Origin of the sequence: Streptomyces melanosporofaciens (genome assembly GCF_900105695.1) — a bacterium.
Taxonomy (GTDB): Bacteria; Actinomycetota; Actinomycetes; order Streptomycetales; family Streptomycetaceae; genus Streptomyces; species Streptomyces antimycoticus.
On sequence record NZ_FNST01000002.1, the window covers coordinates 2,283,073 to 2,302,699 of the forward strand.

General features: G+C 71.9%; 15 protein-coding genes. 2 read left to right on the plus strand and 13 right to left on the minus strand.

Annotated features, from left to right (window positions below; translation table 11 throughout):
• Nucleotides 1-132: 132 nt before the first annotated feature.
• The 10 genes from BLV72_RS12355 to BLV72_RS12400 form a co-directional block, all read right to left on the minus strand.
• Nucleotides 133-2,454 (minus strand): xanthine dehydrogenase family protein molybdopterin-binding subunit, encoded by a 2,322-nt coding sequence (locus BLV72_RS12355; protein ID WP_093462213.1) that lies wholly within the window; start codon nucleotides 2,452-2,454, stop codon nucleotides 133-135.
• Nucleotides 2,451-4,511 carry a (2Fe-2S)-binding protein gene (locus BLV72_RS12360; protein ID WP_093462214.1) on the minus strand — a complete coding sequence of 687 codons (2,061 nt, stop codon included), beginning with the start codon at nucleotides 4,509-4,511 and terminating at the stop codon, nucleotides 2,451-2,453. Before BLV72_RS12360 ends, BLV72_RS12355 begins: the two co-directional genes overlap by 4 nt.
• A 50-nt stretch (nucleotides 4,512-4,561) precedes the next feature.
• Nucleotides 4,562-5,461, minus strand: a complete 900-nt coding sequence (locus tag BLV72_RS12365; protein WP_043237255.1) for an FAD binding domain-containing protein — start codon at nucleotides 5,459-5,461, stop codon at nucleotides 4,562-4,564.
• Between the two features lie 326 nt (nucleotides 5,462-5,787).
• Nucleotides 5,788-7,443 (minus strand): beta-N-acetylhexosaminidase, encoded by a 1,656-nt coding sequence (locus tag BLV72_RS12370; protein ID WP_093462216.1) that lies wholly within the window; start codon nucleotides 7,441-7,443, stop codon nucleotides 5,788-5,790.
• An 84-nt stretch (nucleotides 7,444-7,527) separates the two neighbouring features.
• Nucleotides 7,528-8,397, minus strand: a complete 870-nt coding sequence (locus BLV72_RS12375) for a carbohydrate ABC transporter permease (RefSeq protein WP_093462217.1) — start codon at nucleotides 8,395-8,397, stop codon at nucleotides 7,528-7,530.
• A complete protein-coding gene (locus BLV72_RS12380) occupies nucleotides 8,394-9,392 on the minus strand; it encodes a carbohydrate ABC transporter permease (protein WP_059144507.1) in 999 nt (332 codons plus the stop codon). Before BLV72_RS12380 ends, BLV72_RS12375 begins: the two co-directional genes overlap by 4 nt.
• Complete coding sequence (locus BLV72_RS12385) at nucleotides 9,389-10,726, minus strand: extracellular solute-binding protein (RefSeq protein WP_093462219.1); 1,338 nt, start codon at nucleotides 10,724-10,726, stop codon at nucleotides 9,389-9,391. Before BLV72_RS12385 ends, BLV72_RS12380 begins: the two co-directional genes overlap by 4 nt.
• 158 nt (nucleotides 10,727-10,884) lie before the next feature.
• Complete coding sequence (locus tag BLV72_RS12390) at nucleotides 10,885-11,295, minus strand: recombinase family protein (RefSeq protein WP_093462220.1); 411 nt, start codon at nucleotides 11,293-11,295, stop codon at nucleotides 10,885-10,887.
• A gap of 145 nt (nucleotides 11,296-11,440) precedes the next feature.
• Nucleotides 11,441-11,731 (minus strand): DUF3039 domain-containing protein, encoded by a 291-nt coding sequence (locus BLV72_RS12395; RefSeq protein WP_079059403.1) that lies wholly within the window; start codon nucleotides 11,729-11,731, stop codon nucleotides 11,441-11,443.
• A gap of 21 nt (nucleotides 11,732-11,752) precedes the next feature.
• Complete coding sequence (locus BLV72_RS12400) at nucleotides 11,753-12,340, minus strand: YqgE/AlgH family protein (protein WP_059144558.1); 588 nt, start codon at nucleotides 12,338-12,340, stop codon at nucleotides 11,753-11,755.
• A 254-nt stretch (nucleotides 12,341-12,594) separates the two neighbouring features.
• Here BLV72_RS12400 and murA point away from each other — a divergent pair, with 254 nt between their 5' ends.
• Nucleotides 12,595-13,938, plus strand: coding sequence for a UDP-N-acetylglucosamine 1-carboxyvinyltransferase (murA, locus tag BLV72_RS12405; RefSeq protein ID WP_093462222.1), 1,344 nt, complete (start codon nucleotides 12,595-12,597; stop codon nucleotides 13,936-13,938).
• Nucleotides 13,939-14,347: 409 nt separating this feature from the next.
• Here the strand turns inward: murA and BLV72_RS12410 are convergent, their stop codons facing one another.
• Together BLV72_RS12410 and BLV72_RS12415 are read right to left on the minus strand one after the other, a co-directional pair.
• Nucleotides 14,348-14,629: an HU family DNA-binding protein gene (locus BLV72_RS12410; RefSeq protein ID WP_009717479.1), complete on the minus strand. Its 282-nt coding sequence runs from the start codon at nucleotides 14,627-14,629 to the stop codon at nucleotides 14,348-14,350.
• A gap of 255 nt (nucleotides 14,630-14,884) precedes the next feature.
• Nucleotides 14,885-16,306, minus strand: coding sequence for an NAD-dependent malic enzyme (locus BLV72_RS12415; protein ID WP_093462223.1), 1,422 nt, complete (start codon nucleotides 16,304-16,306; stop codon nucleotides 14,885-14,887).
• A gap of 269 nt (nucleotides 16,307-16,575) precedes the next feature.
• Between BLV72_RS12415 and BLV72_RS12420 the strand changes: the two genes are divergently transcribed.
• Nucleotides 16,576-16,785, plus strand: coding sequence for a cold-shock protein (locus tag BLV72_RS12420; protein WP_014061093.1), 210 nt, complete (start codon nucleotides 16,576-16,578; stop codon nucleotides 16,783-16,785).
• A 296-nt stretch (nucleotides 16,786-17,081) separates the two neighbouring features.
• Here the strand turns inward: BLV72_RS12420 and BLV72_RS12425 are convergent, their stop codons facing one another.
• Entirely contained in the window at nucleotides 17,082-19,586 is a 2,505-nt protein-coding gene (locus BLV72_RS12425) for a HelD family protein (protein ID WP_425288369.1), read from the minus strand.
• Between the last annotated feature and the right edge of the window lie 41 nt (nucleotides 19,587-19,627).

Consider the following 19,627-nt stretch of genomic DNA (forward strand, 5'->3'; position numbering starts at 1 on the left):
CAGGGAGGCCGGGCCCGGGAGCCGAGGACGAAAGCCGGGCACGGAGCACGGGCGCCCCGCGGCTGCGGGGCGCCCATCGGCGTCTTACGGACGCGTCGGCTACGTACGGTCGGCGTCTTACGGACGCATCGGCTACGTACGGTTGACGACCGCCGCCTGGGGGCGGATCGGGAGGCGGTTGACCGGACGGCCGGTGGCCGCGCGGACCGCCGCCGCCACCGCCGCCGGGGAGGTGACCACCGGCACCGCGCTGACCGGCTTGGCGCCGAAGGGGGCCACCACGTCCCGCTCCTCGACCAGCTTGACGATGCGGATGTCGGGGACGTCCAGGGCGGTCGGCAGGGCGTAGCCGGTCAGATCCGGGTGACGGACCACACCGCGCGAGGTGCGCAGGTTCTCGGTGAGCGCCGCGCCGATGCCCTGGGCGACGCCCGCCTCGATACGGGCCCTGAGCTGACGCGGGTTGAGGATCCGGCCCACGTCCTGGGCCACCGTCATGTCGACGACCCGTACCGCGCCGATCTCGATGTCGACGTCCACCACGGCGCGCACCGCGCAGTAGGCGAGCCCGACGAAGGCGTCACCCTGCCCGGTCTCGTCCAGCGGCTCGGTGGGATGCGGACGGCACTGCGCGGTGGCCCACAGCTCCTTGCCCTCCAGGGCCTCCTCGACGGTGGTGCTGAGCACCCCGTCATACGAGGTGATCTTGCCGTCGGCGATGCTGAGCAGCTCGGTCGACATGCCGAACGTATGCGCGAGGGGCTGCAGGAGCTGGGTGCGGACCATCTTCGCGGCCCGCTCGACCGCACCGCCGGAGACCCAGGTGTGACGGCCGCGCGAGGCGGGCCCGGCCGGGGGCTGGTCGGTGTCGATGGGCGCGATATGGACCTCCTCGATGCCGAGGACGTCCTGGACGATCTGGCGGGCCAGGGTGGCGAAGCCCTGGCCGGTCTCGACGGCCGCGCAGATGACCGTGGCCACCGGGCCGGTGACCTTCACGGTGGCGGTGGAGACCTCGTCGGCCCCCTCGGCGCCGAGCATATGGACCATGCCCAGGGCGTAGCCGACCCCGCGCCGCACGGCTGCCGGGTCGCCCGCGCCCTCCAGGCCGCCCGGCAGCAGCCACTCCTCCTCCGGGTCGTCCTTGGGGAGGGCGGGCAGCGGTGCGTCCCTTACGGCCTGCAGCAGTTCGGCGACCGGGGCCGGGCAGGTGACGGTCTGTCCGGTGGGCAGCAGATCGCCGGTGGCCATCACATTGCGCATCCGGATCTCGACGGGGTCGATGCCCAGCTTGGCCGCCAGCTTGTCCATCTGGCCCTCGTACGCCGCGCACACCTGCATCGCGCCCTCGCCGCGCACATGGCCGGAGGGCGGGTTGTTGGTGCGTACGGCCCAGCCCTCGATGAAGGCGTGCGGGACGACGTAGGGGCCGCAGGCGAAGGAGACGGCGGCGGCCAGGGTGTCCCCCGAGGAGTCGGCGTAGGCCCCCGCGTCCAGCAGGATCTGCGCCTCGACCTTGACCAGCTTGCCCTGGGCGTCCGCGTGGTGGCGGTAGCGCAGCAGGGTGGGGTGGCGGTGGGCATGGCCGAGGAAGGACTCCTCACGGGTGGCGGCCAGCTTCACCGGATGGCCGGTGCGCAGCGCCAGCAGCCCGAGCGGCAGCTGCATCCCCGGATCCTCGCGCTCGCCCATGGCACCGGGGACGCCGGTGACGACGACCTTCACCCGCTCCGGCTCCAACCCGAAGCAGGCGGCGGCCAGGTCGCGGTCGGCGTGCGGATCGGTGGAGGCGGTGTAGATCTCCACCCCGCCGTCGGGGCGCGGCACGGCCAGGCCCGCCTCGGCGCCGATGGGCGCCGGGTCCTGACGGCCGATGCGGTACAGCCCCTCGGCGATGACCTCGCCGACCACGTCCGGGTCGCCGAAGGACAGCGGGATATGGCGGACCAGATTGCCGTCGGGGTGCAGCGGCTCGGCGGAGAACGCCTGCTCGGGGTCGGTGACCGGCTCCAGCACCTCGTACTCGACGGCGATGGCGGCGGCCGCCAGCCGGGCCGTGTCGGGGTGGTCGGCGGCGACCGCGGCGATGGGCTCGCCGTGGTGGCGGACCAGGTCCTTGGCGAAGACCGGACGGTCGGCGACCCGGCGGCCGTGGGAGGCGTCGCCGGGGACGTCGGCGTGGGTCACCACGGCCCGTACGCCGGGCATCTCGACGGCCTGCGTGGTGTCGATGGAGACGATGCGGGCGTGCGGGTGCGGGGAGCGCAGCACCGCGGCCCACAGCAGCCCCTCGGCCCACAGGTCGGCCGCGTACGGGAAGGTTCCCGTGGTCTTGGCCGCCGAGTCGGCGGGCGGCAGGGAGACGCCGAGGCCCATGGTGGACGGGGGCTGGATGGGCGTTCCGGCGGCGGGGGTGGCGGTGACGGCGCCCCCGCCGTCCGCGATTCCGGTCATGCCGATGCCCTTCCGCTACCGCTTCCGTTGACGCTCCCGTTGCCGGTGATGCCGTGCGGTCCCGTCTGGTGCGGGATACGGGCCGGGTCCTGGTGGGCGTCGGGTCCGCCGTCCGGCTCGGCCTGCGCCGCCTCGTCGGCGGCCTCGCGGCCCGCGACGACCTCGCGGACGGCGTCGAGGATCCCGCGGTAGCCGGAGCAGCGGCAGAGGTTGCCGGAGATCGCTTGGCGGGTCTCCTGGTCGGTGGGGGCGTGGTTGCCCTCGAGGAGGTCGTGCATGGTCATCGCGAGCCCGGGCACGCAGAAGCCGCACTGCACGGCCCCGCATTCGGCGAGCGCTCGCTGGACGTCGGAGGGCTGTCCGCCGGTGGCCAGACCCTCGACGGTGCGGACCTCGCTGCCCGCGGCGGTGGCGGCGGGCACCAGGCAGGAGGCGACGAGCCGCCCGTCGACCTGCACCGAGCAGGCCCCGCACTCGCCCTGCGAGCAGCCGTCCTTGGCCCCGGCGAGGCCGAGGCGCTCCCGCAGGACGTAGAGCAGCGACTCGCCGATCCAGACGTCGGTGACGGGGCGGTCGGCGCCGTTGACACGCAGCACGTAGGAGGCGAGCGGATGCTCGCTGTGGCTCGGCTGCTCATCGGCGGCCGGGACCGCCTCGGCGGAGGCGGGCTCCGTAAGGGGCTCGGCGGGGGCGTCAGCGGCCTTCGGAGCGTCGGTCGGGGTCTCGGCCGGGGCGGGCGCCCCGGCGGCCTCAGCGGCCGCGAACTCGCCCTCGGCCGCGGCCGGTTCGGGCTCCTCGGTCGCGGGCTCGGCGGGCTCCGGCGCGACCTCGTCCGGCAGCGCTTCGGCGGGGGCCTCGGCGGCGCTCGGCGCGGCGTCGGGGGCGTCGGTGCGGCCCGCGCCGTCCTCGGGGCCGGGATGCGGGGCGTGCCCATGGGCGTCGCCCGCGAACCGGTCGTCCGCGAACCGGTCGTCCGCGAACGCGCCGGGCCAGCTCGTCTCCTGGGACAGCCCGGGCGCCGGGCTGCCGTGCGGCGGGGTCTCCAGCCCGGCGTGCTGACCGTCGACCGGGAACTCGCCGGAGTCCCCGGCGGTCGGGCCGTCGGCGGGCATCCGCTCACCGGGCGCCGGGCTGTTGTGGGGCGGGGTGCCACGGGGCGGGGTGTGCAGCCCCTGGTGCCCCTCGGCCGCGAACTCGCCCGAGTCCCCGGCGGCGGGCCCCGGCCACGCCGGGTCCTGGCGGTCGGGCATCCGCAGCCGACGGCGGGCGGGCGGCTGCGTGGGCGCGGCCGGCGGGGCGGACGCGGCCGGGCCCGGGGGGCCCTCGACCGCGTACTCCCCGGAGTCCTCCACGCCCTCTTCGGCGGCCGGAACCGACCACTGGCCGGTGTGTCCCTGCTGCTGCCCGGGCGGGGGCTGGTGGGGCTGGTGGGGCTGCTGCCGGGGCGCCGACCCGGCGAAGGGCATCCGCAACTGGGCCGTCGTCTGCGGGTCCTGAGGCCCGTCCGCGTGGCCGCCGTACGGCGGCGCGGCCGGTCCGGGGTGGTCGTCGACCCGGTACTCACCGGTCTCGTCCACCCCGTCGTCGCCCGCGACCGGGATGGTCCACTGGCTGGTCTGCACGGGCCCGCCCGCGCCGTTGTCGGACGGGGTGGGCACCGGCCAGTCGTCCACCGGCCAGTCGTCCACCGGCTCCTCGGCCGCCGGAGCCGGCCAGTGGCCGGTGTGCGGCGGGTGGTGGCCCTGCTGGTCCTCGGCGGGCACCGGCCACTGGACGGAGCCGTGCGGATCGTGCCGGCCGCCGTACAGATAGCCGCCGTCGGTCTCCGCGGTGGTCCAGTGCCCGGTCATGCCCTGGTCGTGGGCGGACTGCTGCCACTGGCCGCCATGGGACGGGTCACCGTGCCCCACGTCCATCGGCGGGGGCGCGTACCCCGTGCCCGGCGCCGCGAGCGGGTCCCAACGGCCGGACGGGTCGGTCGGGTCCGGGTGGGCGTAGTCGGGCGGCAGTTGTACGAACGCCGTCGCCTCGGCGTCGTACTCCGGGCCGTGCGGCATCGGCTGCCATCCGCTCCCCGGATCCGGCCGGTGCGGCTGCTGTTCATCACTCACGCGAGTGCCCTCCCCAGAGCTCGGCGGGCCAGGGCCGCCACGGTACGCCTCAGGTGGATCGCGGCAGGTGGCAGGGGGACCGGCTCGCTTCCGTCCTGCGGGGGCAGCGGATCGGGGATGCACGCGGCGGCGACGTACTCGCCGAAGGCGGTGGTGACCTGCGGATCGAGATGGCCGCGGTCGCCGTCCCAGTCGATGAGCGAGGCGACCCAGCGCTCGGCGTCCAGGGGGCGCAGCGGCATCGGCGCGACCGCCCCGACCGCACAGCGCACCCCGCGCCGCGCCGGGTCGAGAACGAGGGCGACCGAGGCGGTGGCCCGGCCGGGTCCGGTGCGCCCGGTGGCCTTGATGAAGGTCTGTGGGGCGTGCAGCAGCGGAACCCGGACGAATCCGACGAGTTCACCGGGGTTCAGCAGATCGACCCCGGCGAGCAGATGGCTGACCGGGATCTCGCGGCGGGACCCCTCGGGCCCGGCGATGATGACCGTGGCCTCCAGAGCGGCGAGCACCGGCAACGCGTCGCCGGTGGGGGCGGCGGTGACGATGTTGCCGCCGAGGGTGCCGGCGTTGCGGATCTGCGGTGGTCCGGCGGCCCGTGCGGCCGCGGCCAGCGCCGGGATCAGCGCGGCGAAGTCGGGGCGGCCCATCCGGGCGTGGGTGAGTCCGGCGCCGAGGAGGGCGTGCCCGTCCAGATAGCGCCAGCCTCGGATTTCGCTGATCCGGCCGAGGCCGACGAGCGCGGCGGGCCGCAGCAGGCCGGAGTTGACCGCGGCCATCAGATCGGTACCGCCCGCCACGGGCACGGCGGCGGGCATGGCGGCCAGTGCCGCCACGGCCTCGTCGAGCGTGCCCGGCAACGTCACCGTGTGCGCCGCCTGCGGTGCGTGCGTGGTCAACCCAGCTGCCCCTTCCCCGGTGTCCCGGCTGTTGCGCCGTACGGTACGTGCTGACAGCCCGGACGTGGCAACTCTGGCACATCTTGCGAGCCCGCCGTCGCGGGGGTCCGTGATCCGTGGATCCGTCCCTGACCTGGGGGATGGTACGGGTTTGGGGCAAGGCCCCCGCCGGGAGTGGATTGCCACGTTTCAGGGACCCTTGTGCGATTTGGTCTTGCGCCGGAGGGGCTACGCTCCCCGGGGCGGCGGAGCGTCGGCGGGCACCGTTTCAGGGCCCGGTCGACCCGGCCGCGGCCGGGGGTGCCTCCGGCCGCGGCCGGGGCGGCTCACACGATCGGGGGCGCTCCCTCGCGCGGGCGTCCGAGCAGGCCGGGGCGCCGCTGCCAGGGAAGCGGACCGGCGGGCGGGCGGTAGCTCACGCCGAGCGCGTCCAAACGCGCGTAATGTGCCTCCATGCGCCCCTGGAACGCCCCGAAGTCCCGTTCGGACGACGGCGGCAGCGCCGACCAGACGACCTCTGCGAAGGCGGCGAGCCGGGGAAAGGCCTGGTAGTCGACCCGTCGGCGGTCCTCCATCACCTCGGTCCAGAGATTGGCCTGGGCGCCCAGCACCCGGTCCGCGTCGGCTCCGGTGAGCTCCGGTGGAACCGGTTCGAAGCGATAGACATCCTCCAGGGTGCGGACGTAGCCGATCGGGACCGGCTCGTCCTCGCCCGGAGCCTGCCGGTGGTCGAAGTACACCTGCTGCTCGGGGCACATGACGACGTCGTGGCCGGCCCGCGCGGCGGCGATCCCGCCCGCGTAGCCGCGCCAGGAGGAGACCGCGGCGCCCTCGGGCAGCGGGGCGTCGGCCGCGCCGCCCTCGAGGATCTCGTCCCAGCCGATCAGCCGGCGCCCGCGCTCGGCGAGCCAGTGGCCGAAGTGGCGGATGAACCAGCTCTGCAGCTCGTCCTCGTCGGCGAGGCCCTGCGCGCGGATGCGCTCCTGGGCGGCCGGGGACGCCTTCCACTGGTCCTTGGGGCACTCGTCGCCGCCGATGTGGACGAAGGTACCGGGGAACAGCTCCAGCACCTCCTCCAGCACCTGCTCGAAGAAACGCAGCGTGTTGTCGGTGGGGGCGAGTACGTTCGGGTTGACGCCCCAGGTGGTCCAGACTCCGAGGGAGGCGGTGTCGATGACATCGGTGTTGCCCAGTTCCGGGTACGCGGCGATGGCGGCCTGCGAATGCCCGGGAATGTCGATCTCCGGCACGACGGTGATATGCCGCTCGGCCGCGTAGGCGACGATCTCGCGGATGTCGTCCTGGGTGTAGTAACCGCCGTGCGGGCGCTCGTCCCACAGCGGGGAGGCCCGGTGGCCGAGCTTGGTTCGCTCACGCCAGGCGCCCGTCTCGGTCAGCTTCGGATGGCGGCGGATCTCGACGCGCCAGCCCTGGTCGTCGGTGAGATGGAAGTGGAAGACATTGAGCTTGTGGGCGGCGAGCAGGTCGAGATAGGCGAGGACGCCGTCCTTGGGCATGAAATGGCGGGCCACATCCAGCATCAGCCCGCGCCAGGCGAACCGCGGCGCGTCCTCGACCCTCCGCTCCGTCAGCTCCCAGGCGGCCTCCGCGCCCCTGAGCGGGGCGCGGCGGAAGGCGTCGGGGCCCAGCAGCTGACGGAGCGTCTGGGTGCCCCAGTGGACGCCCGCGGCCGTGCCGCCCGCGATCTCCACCCGGCCGTCGGCAACGGTGAGCCGGTAGCCCTCGGGCTCCAGTGCGGCGTCGATCCGCAGCGTGACGGTGTCGGGGCCGCCGGGTTCGCCGTCCGGCAGGGACAGGCCGAGCGCCTGGCCGAGGGTGGTGCGCAGCAGGCGCGCCACGCCCTCGGTGCCGGGGCCGGCGGCCAGGGCGGTGTGCCGCGGGTGGATCCGCGCGCCCGCGCGGCCCGTACGGCTCTGGTCATGGCGGGGCGCGGGGATCAGCCCCGCGGCGTCGTGTGTCATCTGCTCCCTCATCGGCCCTTGTCGAGCTGTCGGGGCTGGTCGGCGCGTTGCCGGCCCTTGTCGGCCCGTTCGTCGGTCTCTTCGTCAGTCCTTCACGGCGCCGCCGAGACCCGAGACCAGCCGGCGCTGTACGAGGACGAAGAAGATCAGCACAGGGATGGTCATGACGGTGGACGCCGCCATGATGCCTCCCCAGTCGTTCCCCTCGGCCTTGAAGAAGACCAGCAGCGCCATCGGAAGGGTGGAGTTCTCGGTCGCGCTGATGATGAACGACTTGGCGAACAGGAAGTCGTTCCAGGTGGAGATGAAGGAGAAGACGCTCGTCGCGACCAGGCCGGGGAAGACGAGCGGAAAGAGGATCTGCCACAGGAAGCGGGAGCGGCTGGCCCCGTCGAGATAGGCCGCCTCCTCCAGCGCCTCCGGCACCGCCTTGACGAAGCCGCGCAGCATCCAGATGGCGAACGGCAGCGAGAAGGCGATATGCGGCAGGATCAGCGAGCCCAGGGTGTTGAGGCCGATCCCCGGCACCGACTCCCCCAGATCGCGCATCAGGAAGAACAGCGGAATGGTCAGCGCCTCGATCGGCACCATCTGCGCGACCAGGAACATGATCAGCAGCGTGGTGCGGAAGCGGAACCGGAAGCGGGCGACCGCCGTCGCCGCGAGGAAGGCGATCAGCGCCGAGGCGATCACCACCACGGCGGCCACGAAGAGGCTGTTGAGGAAGTAGCGCCCGAAGTCCTCCTGCTGGAAGACGCGCCGGAAGGAGTCCAGCGACGGGGCCGTGGTCCACGGCCGGGGCTCGGTGGACTGGATCTCCCCCTCGGGCTTGAAGGCCGAGAGCACCATCCAGTACAGCGGGAAGGCGACCACGGCCGCCACGATCAGGGCGGTGGCCTCGGCGGCGAAGCGCCAGGGGCGGCGGATGCGCAGCGAGACGCGCGAGTGGCTCACAGTTCTTCTCCCTGGCGTCGCAGCAGCCGCAGATACACCAGCGTCACGACCAGCAGGATCAGCAGCATCACCACGCCGATCGCCGAGCCCAGGCTGTACTGCGAGGACGCGAACGCCTTCTGGTACGCGTACACGTTGAGCACCATGTTCTGGCGCGCGATCCCGCCGCCGTCCGTCATGACGTAGATCTGGGTGAAGACCTTGAAGTCCCAGATGATCGACTGGATGGTCACCACGACGAGGATCGGCCGCAGCATCGGCGCCATGATGGTGCGCCAGATCCGCCAGGTGGACGCGCCGTCGAGGGCGGCGGCCTCCAGCACCTCGGTGGGGATGGCCTTGATGCCCGCGTAGACGGTGACCATCACGAACGGGAACGAGCACCACACGACCTCGAACAGCACCAGCGCGAAGGCGCTGTAGCGGTCGTAGGTCCAGGAGTAGTTCTCGAACCCGGAGAGCCCGAACCACACCAGGATCTTGTTCACCGGCCCGAAGTCGGCGTCGAAGAGGAAGACCCAGACCGTCGAGCCGGTGACCGCCGGGGTGGCCCAGGCGCCGAGCGCGGCCAGCATCAGCGCCAGCCGTGGAATGGCCCGTACGCGCGTCAGCAGCACCGCGAGCGCGCAGCCGACCGCGAGGGTGGAGATCACGCAGACGGCGGCGAAGAGCAGCGTGGCCACGACCACGTTCCAGAACTCGCTGTCGCCGAACAGCTCGGCGTAGTTGGCGAATCCCTGGAAGGTGGTCGGTTCACCGCCGCTGACCTGCGCCTGGGTGTACTCCAGGAAGGAGATCAGGCCGAGCTGGTAGATCGGGTAGACGAGCAGCCCGCCCAGGACGACGAGCGCCGGGGCGAGATAGAGCCAGGGCGTCCAGCCTCCCCGCCGGGAGCCCTTCCTGGCTCGGCCCCCGGCCGGGACGACGGGGCCCGGCCGGGACCGGCGGCCCTTGGCGGGGGCGCGCCGGGCGTGCTGTGCGGTGCCGGAACTCACTGCTGGAATGCCTCGTCCATCTTCTTCGCGGCGTCCTTGGTGGCGGTCTCCACGTTCTTACGGCCGCTGACGATCTCCTGGAACATGGTGGGCAGGACGAGCTGCGCGTCGATGGCCGCCCAGCCGGGCGAGGCGGGCACGAACTTGGCGCTGTCGTTGAGGGTCTTCACGAAGGGCTTCACGAAGGGGTCCTTCTGCGCCACGTCGCCACGCACATCGGTGAAGGTCGGCAGGAAGCCCATGGCGTCGTAGAGCTTGCGCTGGGTCTGCTTCCCGGTGAGCGTCTGCAGCAGGTCCACGGCGAGGGTGCGGTGGGTGGTGCTCTTGAGCACTCCGACGTTGTTCCCGCCCGCGAAGGCCGGGGCGATATCGCCCTTCTTCACGCCCGGCAGCGGCACGACCTTGTACTTGCCCTTGACCTTGCCCGCCTCGATGGCCTGTCGGCTGAAGTCGCCGCCGATCGCCATGCCCGCCTTGCCGGAGGCGAACGCCTCGATGGTGTCGTTGCCGCCCCACTGGGCGCACTTGGCGGCCGGGCAGTTGTCGTTGCCGAAGAGCGAGGTGTACGCCTTGACGCCCTTCTGGGCGTCGGCGCTGTCGATGGCCGCCTCGTACTCGTTCGAGCCGAACTTGCCCTTCTCGCTGGCGAGATCGCCGCCGTTGGCCCAGATGAAGGGCATCGCGCCGTAGGTGTAGGCGCCGCCGACCGCGAGACCGTACAGATCCGACCGCTCCGAGTGGATCCTCTTCGCGGTCGCAATCAGTTCGTCCTGGGTGGTGGGCGGCTCCAGGTCGAGGTCCTTGAAGACGTCCGTCCGGTAGTACAGCGCCCGGACGCCGACGAAGAGCGGAGCGCCGTAGACCTTGCCGCCGATGGTCAGCGAGTACTTCGCGGTGGGGTCGATGTTCGTCGAGTCGCCCCAGGCACCGAACTCCTTGCTGATGTCGAGCAGTCCGCCGTCCTTGACGTAGCCGGCGGTGTCGGTGTTGCCGTACTCGATGACATCGGGAGCGCTCTTGGGGTCGTTGAAGGCCGCCTTGATCTTCTGCGCCCGGGTGTCGATCGGGATGTAGGTCACCTCGACCTCGGTCCCGTCGTGCTCCTTCTCGAAGCCGGCGACCGCCTCGTCGATCACCTTCTTCTTGGGCGCGTTGTTGACCTCCTGGAAGAGCCAGACACGCAACTTGCCGCTCTTCTCATCCTCCTTGGAGCTGTTGTCGGAGGTGGAGGGAGCGCATCCGGTCGCGGCCAGCCCCGCCAGGGTCAGTGCCGCCACGGGCACGGTGACGCGGGAGGAGAGCCGGGAGAACGCGGAGAGATGGGACGACTTCATGAGGACCCTTAAACATTTGGCGTTGCAACATATGCAACGCATGTTTCGCTCAGCACAATATGCGTGAGGCTAGGGAACCTTGAGCGACCCCACAAGAGGTCTGAACCACTCCGTGACCAAATGAGCCCGAACCGCTGTGCCGCACAACGAACTTCGCGCTAGCGACGCGGCAACTCCTCGCCCGGATAGGCGGGTTCAACATACGGCACGGCCTCCACCCGCGCACCCGCTTCCTCCAGGCGCGCGATCACCCGGTCCCAGTCGGGCCAGGTCTTCCGGATCCGCTCGAGAACGCGGTCGCTGGCCACCAGCACCACGTCACAACCCGGGTCGGCCGCCCACTCCAGAAGTCTGGGAAGGGCCGGCTGCGCGACCGACATCACACAGCTTCCGGCGGGCCGGTAGCCCCGCTCGGCGGCCAGCCGCCCGCACTGTTCCAACTGGGCGTCCCAGTCCTTCTCGAACTGGCAGTAGGCGCCGGCGCCTTCCGCATCGGGCTCGTCGACCTCACGCGCCCCGAACACCAGATAGGCGGCCCGCGCCGCCCCGTTCTCCGTACGCCCGCTCATGGGCCGACCCTACTGGGGTCATCCGGCGCACGGCAGGGCGCACAAACACGGCATGCCCGGCCCGCGACCCCCGAGTGGGGCCGCGGGCCGGGCGAGCCGTCTGTCGCGCGAGGCTTTCCGTCAGCGCCTGGGACCGGCGGACCGGCTACTTCTTGCCGTCGCCGCCGTCCTTGCCCTTGTCCCCGCCGGCGCCCATGCCCTCGAAGATCTCCTTGCACATGGGACACACCGGGTACTTCTTCGGGTCACGACCCGGGACCCAGACCTTGCCGCAGAGTGCGACGACGGGAGATCCGGAGAGGGCGCTCTCCATGATCTTGTCTTTCTGTACATAGTGGGCATAGCGCTCGTGGTCGCCGTCACCGTGCGACACCTGAGGTGTCGGCTCAACGAGGGTCCCCGTGCCTGCCCCGCGCTCGGGCTCAAGAGTGCTCATACAGCCCTAGGGTACTCATGCCTAGTTGAGAGAAGGGTCGTCCGGATACGTGGCGACCATGGCCAGCTCGCTGCGCTGGCGGCGCAGCACCGCCCGCCACAGCCGCTCGGGGGCGGGCGAGGACACATCGCCCGGTTCGGACTCCACCACGTACCACGCGCCCTCGGCGAGCTCGTCCTCCAGCTGACCGGGCCCCCAGCCCGCGTAGCCCGCGAAGATGCGCAAGGACCCCACGGCGGCCGCCAGCAGCTCCGGCGGCGCCTCCAGGTCGACCAGCCCGATCGCCCCGTGCACTCTGCGCCAGCCGAGTGGCCCGTCCTCGGTGCGCGCCGGGGACCGGCCCGATTCGCCCGGGACGACGGCCACGCCCAGCGCGGAGTCCAGCGAGACCGGACCGCCCTGGAAGACCACCCCCGGCTCCCCGGCCAGCTCGGCCCACGACTCCAGGATGTCGCCCACCCCCACCGGGGTCGGGCGGTTCAGGACCACACCGAGCGAGCCCTCCTCGTCGTGATCGAGGAGGAGCACCACCGCGCGGTCGAAGTTCGGGTCAGCAAGCGCCGGTGTCGCGACAAGCAGCCGTCCTGTGAGCGAGGACACCTCGGTCATGGCCACATGATCCCCCATATCCGGGCCGGAGGGGGAGTGGAAGACGAGTCCCGTATGAGAGCAGGTCGGGGCGCAAGACAGCAGATGCGGCGCACGTGACTGTGGGCTCTTCGAGGGGGACGGAACGTGTTGCCGCCCACACCGGAGCACTCAATGCGCGCAAGAGTCTTACGGAGGCGGTCTCCAGGGCCATTACTCTTGCCCTTTGGCCCCTGTGCCTTTTGGCCCTGCCCGTCTCAGGAACGCGAGACCCGATGACCCGCTCGAACGATGTCCTGCTCGTCCACGGCGGCACCCCGCTCGAAGGCGAGATCCGTGTCCGCGGCGCGAAGAACCTCGTGCCGAAGGCCATGGTGGCCGCCCTGCTCGGCAGTGGGCCCAGCAGGCTGCGCAACGTCCCCGACATCCGCGATGTGCGGGTGGTGCGCGGGCTGCTGCAGCTCCACGGCGTGACGGTGCGCCCCGGTGACGAGTCCGGTGAGCTGGTGCTCGACCCCACGCATGTGGAGAGCGCCAATGTCGCCGACATCGACGCGCACGCCGGTTCCTCGCGGATCCCGATCCTCTTCTGCGGCCCGCTGCTGCACCGCCTCGGCCACGCCTTCATCCCGGGCCTGGGCGGCTGTGACATCGGCGGCCGGCCGATCGACTTCCACTTCGACGTGCTGCGCCAGTTCGGCGCGACGATCGAGAAGCGGGCGGACGGGCAGTACCTGGAGGCCCCGCACCGGCTGCGCGGCACCAAGATCCGGCTGCCGTACCCCTCGGTGGGCTCCACCGAGCAGGTGCTGCTGACGGCGGTGCTCGCCGAGGGTGTGACGGAACTCTCCAACGCGGCGGTCGAGCCGGAGATCGAGGACCTCATCTGCGTGCTGCAGAAGATGGGCGCCATCATCTCCATGGACACCGACCGCACGATCCGGATCACCGGTGTCGACAAGCTCGGCGGCTACAACCACCGCGCCCTCCCGGACCGCCTGGAGGCCGCCTCCTGGGCGAGCGCGGCGCTGGCGACCGAGGGCAGCATCTATGTGCGCGGCGCCCGGCAGCGCGAGATGATGACCTTCCTGAACACCTACCGCAAGGTGGGCGGCGCCTTCGACATCGGCGACGAGGGCATACGGTTCTGGCACCCGGGCGGCAAGCTCAACGCGATCGCCCTGGAGACCGACGTCCACCCCGGCTTCCAGACCGACTGGCAGCAGCCGCTGGTGGTGGCCCTGACCCAGGCGTCGGGCCTGTCCATCGTCCACGAGACGGTCTACGAGTCGCGGCTGGGCTTCACCTCGGCGCTCAACCAGATGGGCGCCCACATCCAGCTCTACCGCGAATGCCTGGGCGGCTCCGCGTGCCGCTTCGGCCAGCGCAATTTCCTGCACTCCGCGGTCGTCTCCGGCCCCACCAAGCTCCAGGGCGCCGACCTGATCATCCCCGACCTCCGCGGCGGCTTCTCCTACCTGATCGCGGCCCTGGCGGCCCAGGGCACCTCGCGGGTCCACGGCATCGACCTGATCAACCGCGGCTACGAGAACTTCATGGAGAAGTTGGTCAAGCTCGGCGCGAAGGTGGAGCTCCCGGGCGGCACCGCCCCCGCATAACCCCCTCCCCCGGCCCGGCAGCCCGGGCCCCGAACACCACAGCCCGCCCCGACACCCGGGGCGGGCTGCCCCATCCCCACACCCCAAGCCACAACGACACCCCCCGGCTGGGGGTCCGGGGGTTACCCCCCGGAGGAATACAGCATGGAGAAGTTGGTCAAGCTCGGCGCGAAGGTGGAGCTCCCGGGCGGCACCGCCCCCGCATAACCCCCTCCCCCGGCCCGGCAGCCCGACCCCGAACACCACAGCCCGCCCCGACACCCGGGGCGGGCTGCGCTACGCCCCGTAGACGGGCCTGCCTCTGAGCCTCGTAGACGGCTCTCAGCCTCGACAGACGGGGCTCAGGGCCCGTAGGAGCGCCAAAAGGGGCGGTCACCCTCGGGTGACCGCCCCTTTCGTTCGCGAGGGCTTACTTGCCCTTGGCGGCTTCCTTGAGCTTGGAGCCCGCGGAGACCTTCACGCTGTAGCCGGCCGGGATCTCGATCGGCTCACCGGTCTGCGGGTTGCGCGCGGTGCGAGCGGCACGGTGGGTGCGCTCGAAGGTCAGGAAGCCGGGGATGGTGACCTTCTCGTCGCCCTTCGCGACGACCTCACCGGTCACCTCGGCGAGGGCGGCCAGCACGGCGTCGGCGTCCTTTCGGGTCACCTCGGCGCGCTCGGACAGAGCGGCCACCAGCTCACTGCGGTTCATGTTGTACTCCCGTGTTCATCTTGCCAATGAGGCGTGAGATCGAAGCCGATGCTGCCAGGGCCCTCGGACAGTCCCCGGACCCGGGTCTGCTGTTCAGACCCTCGCGCCCGGAACGCATCCTGCCCGCACCTGTGGCGGGAAAGCCAATCCGGAGCCCTCGAGAGTCACACGAAAAGCGCCGTGGCGGTCGTTTTCCTGCCCGCCACCCTATGGCTGCCTTCGGGACCCCACAGCGCGCGACGCGCCGTGCCGGGCCTAGACCGCAGTGGTACCGGTCACAGGGCGCGCCGCGTCCCGTACGGCTCCGGCGACCGCCCCCGCGACCTTGTCGTTGAAGACGCTCGGAATGATGTAGTTGGCATTCAGTTCGTCGTCGTGGACGACGTCCGCGAGCGCGCCGGCAGCGGCCAGCATCATCTCGGTGTTCACCGTACGCGACTGCGCGTCCAGCAAACCACGGAAAACGCCCGGGAACACCAGCACGTTGTTGATCTGGTTCGGGAAGTCCGAGCGTCCGGTGGCCACCACCGCGGCGGTCTGGCGGGCGACCGCCGGGTCCACCTCGGGGTCGGGGTTGGCCAGCGCGAAGACGATCGCGCCGTCCGCCATGGCGGCCACGTCGTCGCCGGAGAGCACGTTCGGGGCCGAGACGCCGATGAAGACGTCAGAGCCCCGCACGGCCTCGCGCAGGGTGCCCGTGACGCCCTCCGGGTTGGTGTTGTCGGCGATCCAGCGCAGCGGGGACTCCGGGTCGGCGGAGACCAGGTCCTCGCGCCCGGCGTGCACCACACCGTGGATGTCGGCGACCACCGCGTGGCGCACGCCCGCGGCGATCAGCAGCCGCAGGATCGCGGTGCCGGCGGCGCCCGCGCCGGACATGACGACCCTCACATCGTCGATCTTCTTGTCGACCACCCGCAGCGCGTTGGTGAGAGCGGCCAGCACCACGATCGCGGTGCCGTGCTGGTCGTCGTGGAAGACCGGGATGTCCACGGACTCGCGCAGCCGCGCCTCGATCTCGAAGCAGCGGGGAGCGGAGATGTCCTCCAGGTTGATCCCCGCGAAGCCGGGGGCGATCGCCTTCACGATCGCGACGATCTCGTCGGTGTCCTGGGTGTCCAGGCAGAGCGGCCAGGCGTCGATGCCGGCGAACCGCTTGAAGAGAGCCGCCTTGCCCTCCATGACCGGCAGGGCGGCCTTGGGGCCGATGTTGCCGAGGCCCAGCACCGCGGAGCCGTCGGTGACGACGGCCACACTGTTGCGCTTGATGGTGAGGCGCCGGGCGTCCTCGGGGTTCTCCGCGATGGCCTGGCAGACCCGGGCGACACCCGGGGTGTAGACCATGGAGAGATCGTCACGGTTGCGGATGGGGTGTTTCGACGACATCTCGATCTTGCCGCCGAGGTGCATCAGGAACGTACGGTCGGAGACCTTGCCGAGCGAGACACCCTCGATGCCCCGCAGCTTCTCCACGATTTCCTGGGCGTGCGCGGTCGAGGTGGCGGCGATGGTGACGTCGATACGGAGCTTCTCGTGGCCGGAAGCGGTCACATCGAGGCCCGTGACCGAGCCGCCGGAGGACTCCACGGCCGTGGTCAGCTGGCTGACCGCGGTACCGCTCGCGGGCACCTCCAGCCGGACCGTCATCGAGTACGAGACGCTGGGCGCCGTTGCCATGGCCTGCTTCCTCTGCTTTCCCTTGTTCATGCCGTCCGGGCCGCGGGAATGCCGGGCCACGTCCTCAGATAGTTGCACCTACCTCTCGGTACGGGGTAACCCGGCCCGACTTTCGGACATATTGTTCTGACATAGCAGAGTGGGGTCAGCCGAGTGGAAAGCCCCACTCCTTCGCGGGAACGCCTGGCGAGGCGGGCCGTCCGCCGCATCCACCGTCCTAGGCTCTGGCGCGCTACAGCGTCAGAGGAAGAGACAAGAGGAGCGCGGGCATGGCTCAGGGCACCGTGAAGTGGTTCAACGCCGAGAAGGGCTACGGCTTCATCGCCCAGGAGGACGGCGGACCGGACGTCTTCGTCCACTACAGCTCGATCGACGGCAGCGGCTACCGCAGCCTGGTCGACGAGCAGCGGGTCGAGTTCCAGATCGTGCAGGGCCGCAAGGGCCCGCAAGCCGAAGAGGTCCGCATCCTGGGCGGCTGACACCGCCCGGCGCGGACCCCTTACGGAAAAAACGAGGGGTCAGAAAAGATGAAGGGTGGCACCGACCCGCCATGCTCGCCTCGCGGCAAGTGGTCGCTCGAAGCGACGAAGGTTGGGCCCGGGGGCTTGGATCGGGCCGGTGCCACATCAAGGCTAACAAACAGGTCCGGGAAGGGATTCCCCTCCCGGGGGTTGATTTCGCCCCCGCCGTTCGGAGCGGACCTGGCCCCCCCTTTCGGCCGCCTTCCAGCGGCGGCCGGGGGCCTGGGCGCCCCCGGCCGAGCCCGGCGGGAGATTCACTCCCGCAGCAGGTCGGGGACGCCGTGGGGGTCCGGCTCATCGCGTGCCCCCGACACCACCGTCAGCCGCTGGGTCGCGCGGGTGAGCGCCACGTACAGCACCCGTAGCCCCGCGGGCGACTCGTCGGCGATCTCCGCGGGCGAGACCACGACCGTCGCGTCGTACTCCAGCCCCTTCGCCTCCAGGCTGCCCAGCGCCACCACCCGGTGGCCGAGGCCGGTCAGCCACTGACGGGCCTGCTCGCGGCGGTTCATCGCGACGACGACGCCGACGGTGCCCTCCACCTCGTCCAGCAGCCGGAGCGCCTCCCGGCGCGCGGCCGCGCCGAGGTCGCCGTCCAGACCCGGTGCGAACCGCGGCTCCACGCCCGTGGAGCGGACCGCCTCGGGTGCGGGGGTGCCGGGCATCGCCAGCGTGAGGACCCTGGTGGCCAGTTCGGCGATCTCGGACGGGTTGCGGTAGTTGACGGTGAGGGTGAAGCGGCGGCGCGGGCGGCTGCCGAGCGCCTCGTCCCGGGCCCGCCCCGCCTCGTCCGGGTCGGACCAGGAGCTCTGGGCCGGGTCGCCGACGACCGTCCAGGTGGCGTGGCGGCCACGCCGTCCGACCATCCGCCACTGCATGGGGGTGAGGTCCTGCGCCTCGTCGACGATGACGTGGGCGTAGTCGGTGCGCTCTTGCTCAGCCCGGTCGGCGCGGCTGCGGCGGGGGCCGACGCGGTCGGCGTAGGTGGTCAGCTCCTCCAGACCGGTCAACTGGTCCAGCGGATCCACCTCGCGCGGGGCGGCGGGGCGGGCGGGGAGGCCCAGGAGGGTGTTCAGCTCGTCCAGCAGCGCCACGTCGTGAACCGACAGCGGGCCCTGACCATCCGGGCCGAGCCGGGCCAGCGACCGGGCCACCTGACGGACCTCGCGCGGGTTGAGCACCCTCCGCGACCAGCGCCCCAGCCGCTTCTCGTCGGCCATGGCGGCGAGGACGGAGCGGGGGGTGAGCTCGGGCCACCAGGCGTCCAGGAACTCCTGGAAGACGTCCTCGGAGGAGATGTCCTCGTCGAAGCCCTCGCGCGCCTCGGCGGCCAGCTCGGGGTCGGTGTAGCGCCGGGGCGCGCCGGAACGGGACCACAGCGCGTCCAGGAGCAGCCGACGGGCGCGGGGGCGCAGCAGGTTGACGGGTGCGGTGCCGCCCAGCACGTTCTGGCGGATGCGGCGCAGCTCATCGGCGTCCAGCTCGATCCGGGCGCCGAAGGCGACCACGCGCAACCGCTCGGGCGGGCCGCCGGGTCTGGTCCCGGAGCCCGAGCCGGGTCTGCCGCCGTCGTTCGACGGGGTCGCGGCGGGGGCGCCGAGCGCCGCGTCGAGGGTGAGCTGGCCGTCGTCCCACGACGCGGTGTCCGACGAAGAGTTTGATGAGGCCGATGCGGCGGCGGCTCCCCGCGGCATCTCCAGCGCGCCGCGGGCGGCCTTGCGCAGCACCTTCAGCATCCGGGAGGAGCCCTTGACGCGGGCCACGGCCGGGGTGTCGTACGTGGTGGCCTCGGCGCCCTCCACCAGGGAGCCCACCGCGCGGATGGCCACCTGGCCCTCCTCGCCCAGTGAGGGCAGCACGCCCTCGGTGTAGGCGACCAGCAGCGGGGTGGGGCTGACCACGAGGATGCCGCCCGCGTAGCGCCGCCGGTCCTGGTAGAGGAGGTACGCCGCGCGGTGCAGCGCGACCGCCGTCTTCCCGGTGCCGGGGCCGCCCTCGACCTCGGTGATGGAGGCGGCGGGGGCGCGGATCACCTGGTCCTGTTCGGCCTGGATGGAGGCGACGATGTCCCGCATGGTGTGACCGCGGGCCTGGCCGAGCGCGGCCATCAGCGCGCCGTCGCCGACCACCGGCAGTGCACTGCCGTCGAGGGTCGCGCTGAGCTCCGGGCGCAGCAGGTCGTCCTCGACGCCGAGCACCCGGCGGCCCTTGCTGCGGATCACCCGGCGGCGGACGACGCGGCCGGGGGCGACCGGAGTCGAGCGGTAGAAGGGCGCGGCGGCGGGCGCCCGCCAGTCGATCACCAGCGGGGCGTAGTCGGCGTCGAGCACGCCGATGCGGCCGATGTGCAGGGTTTCGGCGATCTCCGCGCGGTCGCCGTCCGGGCCGGTGCGGATGGCGTCGTCGGCGGGCTCGACGGAGGTGTAGGCGCCGTCGGGGCCGCGTTCGCCGTCCTTGCCCGGCAGCAAGTCGATGCGGCCGAAGAGGAAGTCCTCGAACTCGCTGTTCAGCCGGTTGAGGTGGACCCCGGCCCGGAAGACCTGGGCGTCCCGTTCGGCGAGCGCCCCGGGCGTACCGACCTGGCCGCGTTTGGCGGCGTCGTCCATGAGGAACTCCGCCTCGTGGATCTTCTCCTCGAGGCGGTGGTACACCCGGTCCAGATGCGTCTGCTCGATCCGGATCTCGCGGTCCCGGACCCCGTCCCCGCCGTCCCGCCGCGGTGCCGTCCGGTCGTCATGCGTGGCGTTCTGCGCGGCCACCCAGGCCCCCTTCTGTGTTCTTAAGGGCAGCCGTCAACCGT

Excerpts from the sequence above, each read along its gene's own strand:
- BLV72_RS12355 (WP_093462213.1), bottom strand. The coding sequence starts at position 2,454 with ATGACCGGAATCGCGGACGGCGGGGGCGCCGTCACCGCCACCCCCGCC.
- BLV72_RS12360 (WP_093462214.1), bottom strand. The coding sequence starts at position 4,511 with ATGCCGCACGGCCCGGAGTACGACGCCGAGGCGACGGCGTTCGTACAA.
- BLV72_RS12370 (WP_093462216.1), bottom strand. The coding sequence starts at position 7,443 with ATGACACACGACGCCGCGGGGCTGATCCCCGCGCCCCGCCATGACCAG.
- BLV72_RS12385 (WP_093462219.1), bottom strand. The coding sequence starts at position 10,726 with ATGAAGTCGTCCCATCTCTCCGCGTTCTCCCGGCTCTCCTCCCGCGTC.
- BLV72_RS12390 (WP_093462220.1), bottom strand. The coding sequence starts at position 11,295 with ATGAGCGGGCGTACGGAGAACGGGGCGGCGCGGGCCGCCTATCTGGTG.
- BLV72_RS12395 (WP_079059403.1), bottom strand. The coding sequence starts at position 11,731 with ATGAGCACTCTTGAGCCCGAGCGCGGGGCAGGCACGGGGACCCTCGTT.
- BLV72_RS12400 (WP_059144558.1), bottom strand. The coding sequence starts at position 12,340 with ATGACCGAGGTGTCCTCGCTCACAGGACGGCTGCTTGTCGCGACACCG.
- murA (WP_093462222.1), top strand. The coding sequence starts at position 12,595 with ATGACCCGCTCGAACGATGTCCTGCTCGTCCACGGCGGCACCCCGCTC.
- BLV72_RS12410 (WP_009717479.1), bottom strand. The coding sequence starts at position 14,629 with ATGAACCGCAGTGAGCTGGTGGCCGCTCTGTCCGAGCGCGCCGAGGTG.
- BLV72_RS12415 (WP_093462223.1), bottom strand. The coding sequence starts at position 16,306 with ATGGCAACGGCGCCCAGCGTCTCGTACTCGATGACGGTCCGGCTGGAG.
- BLV72_RS12420 (WP_014061093.1), top strand. The coding sequence starts at position 16,576 with ATGGCTCAGGGCACCGTGAAGTGGTTCAACGCCGAGAAGGGCTACGGC.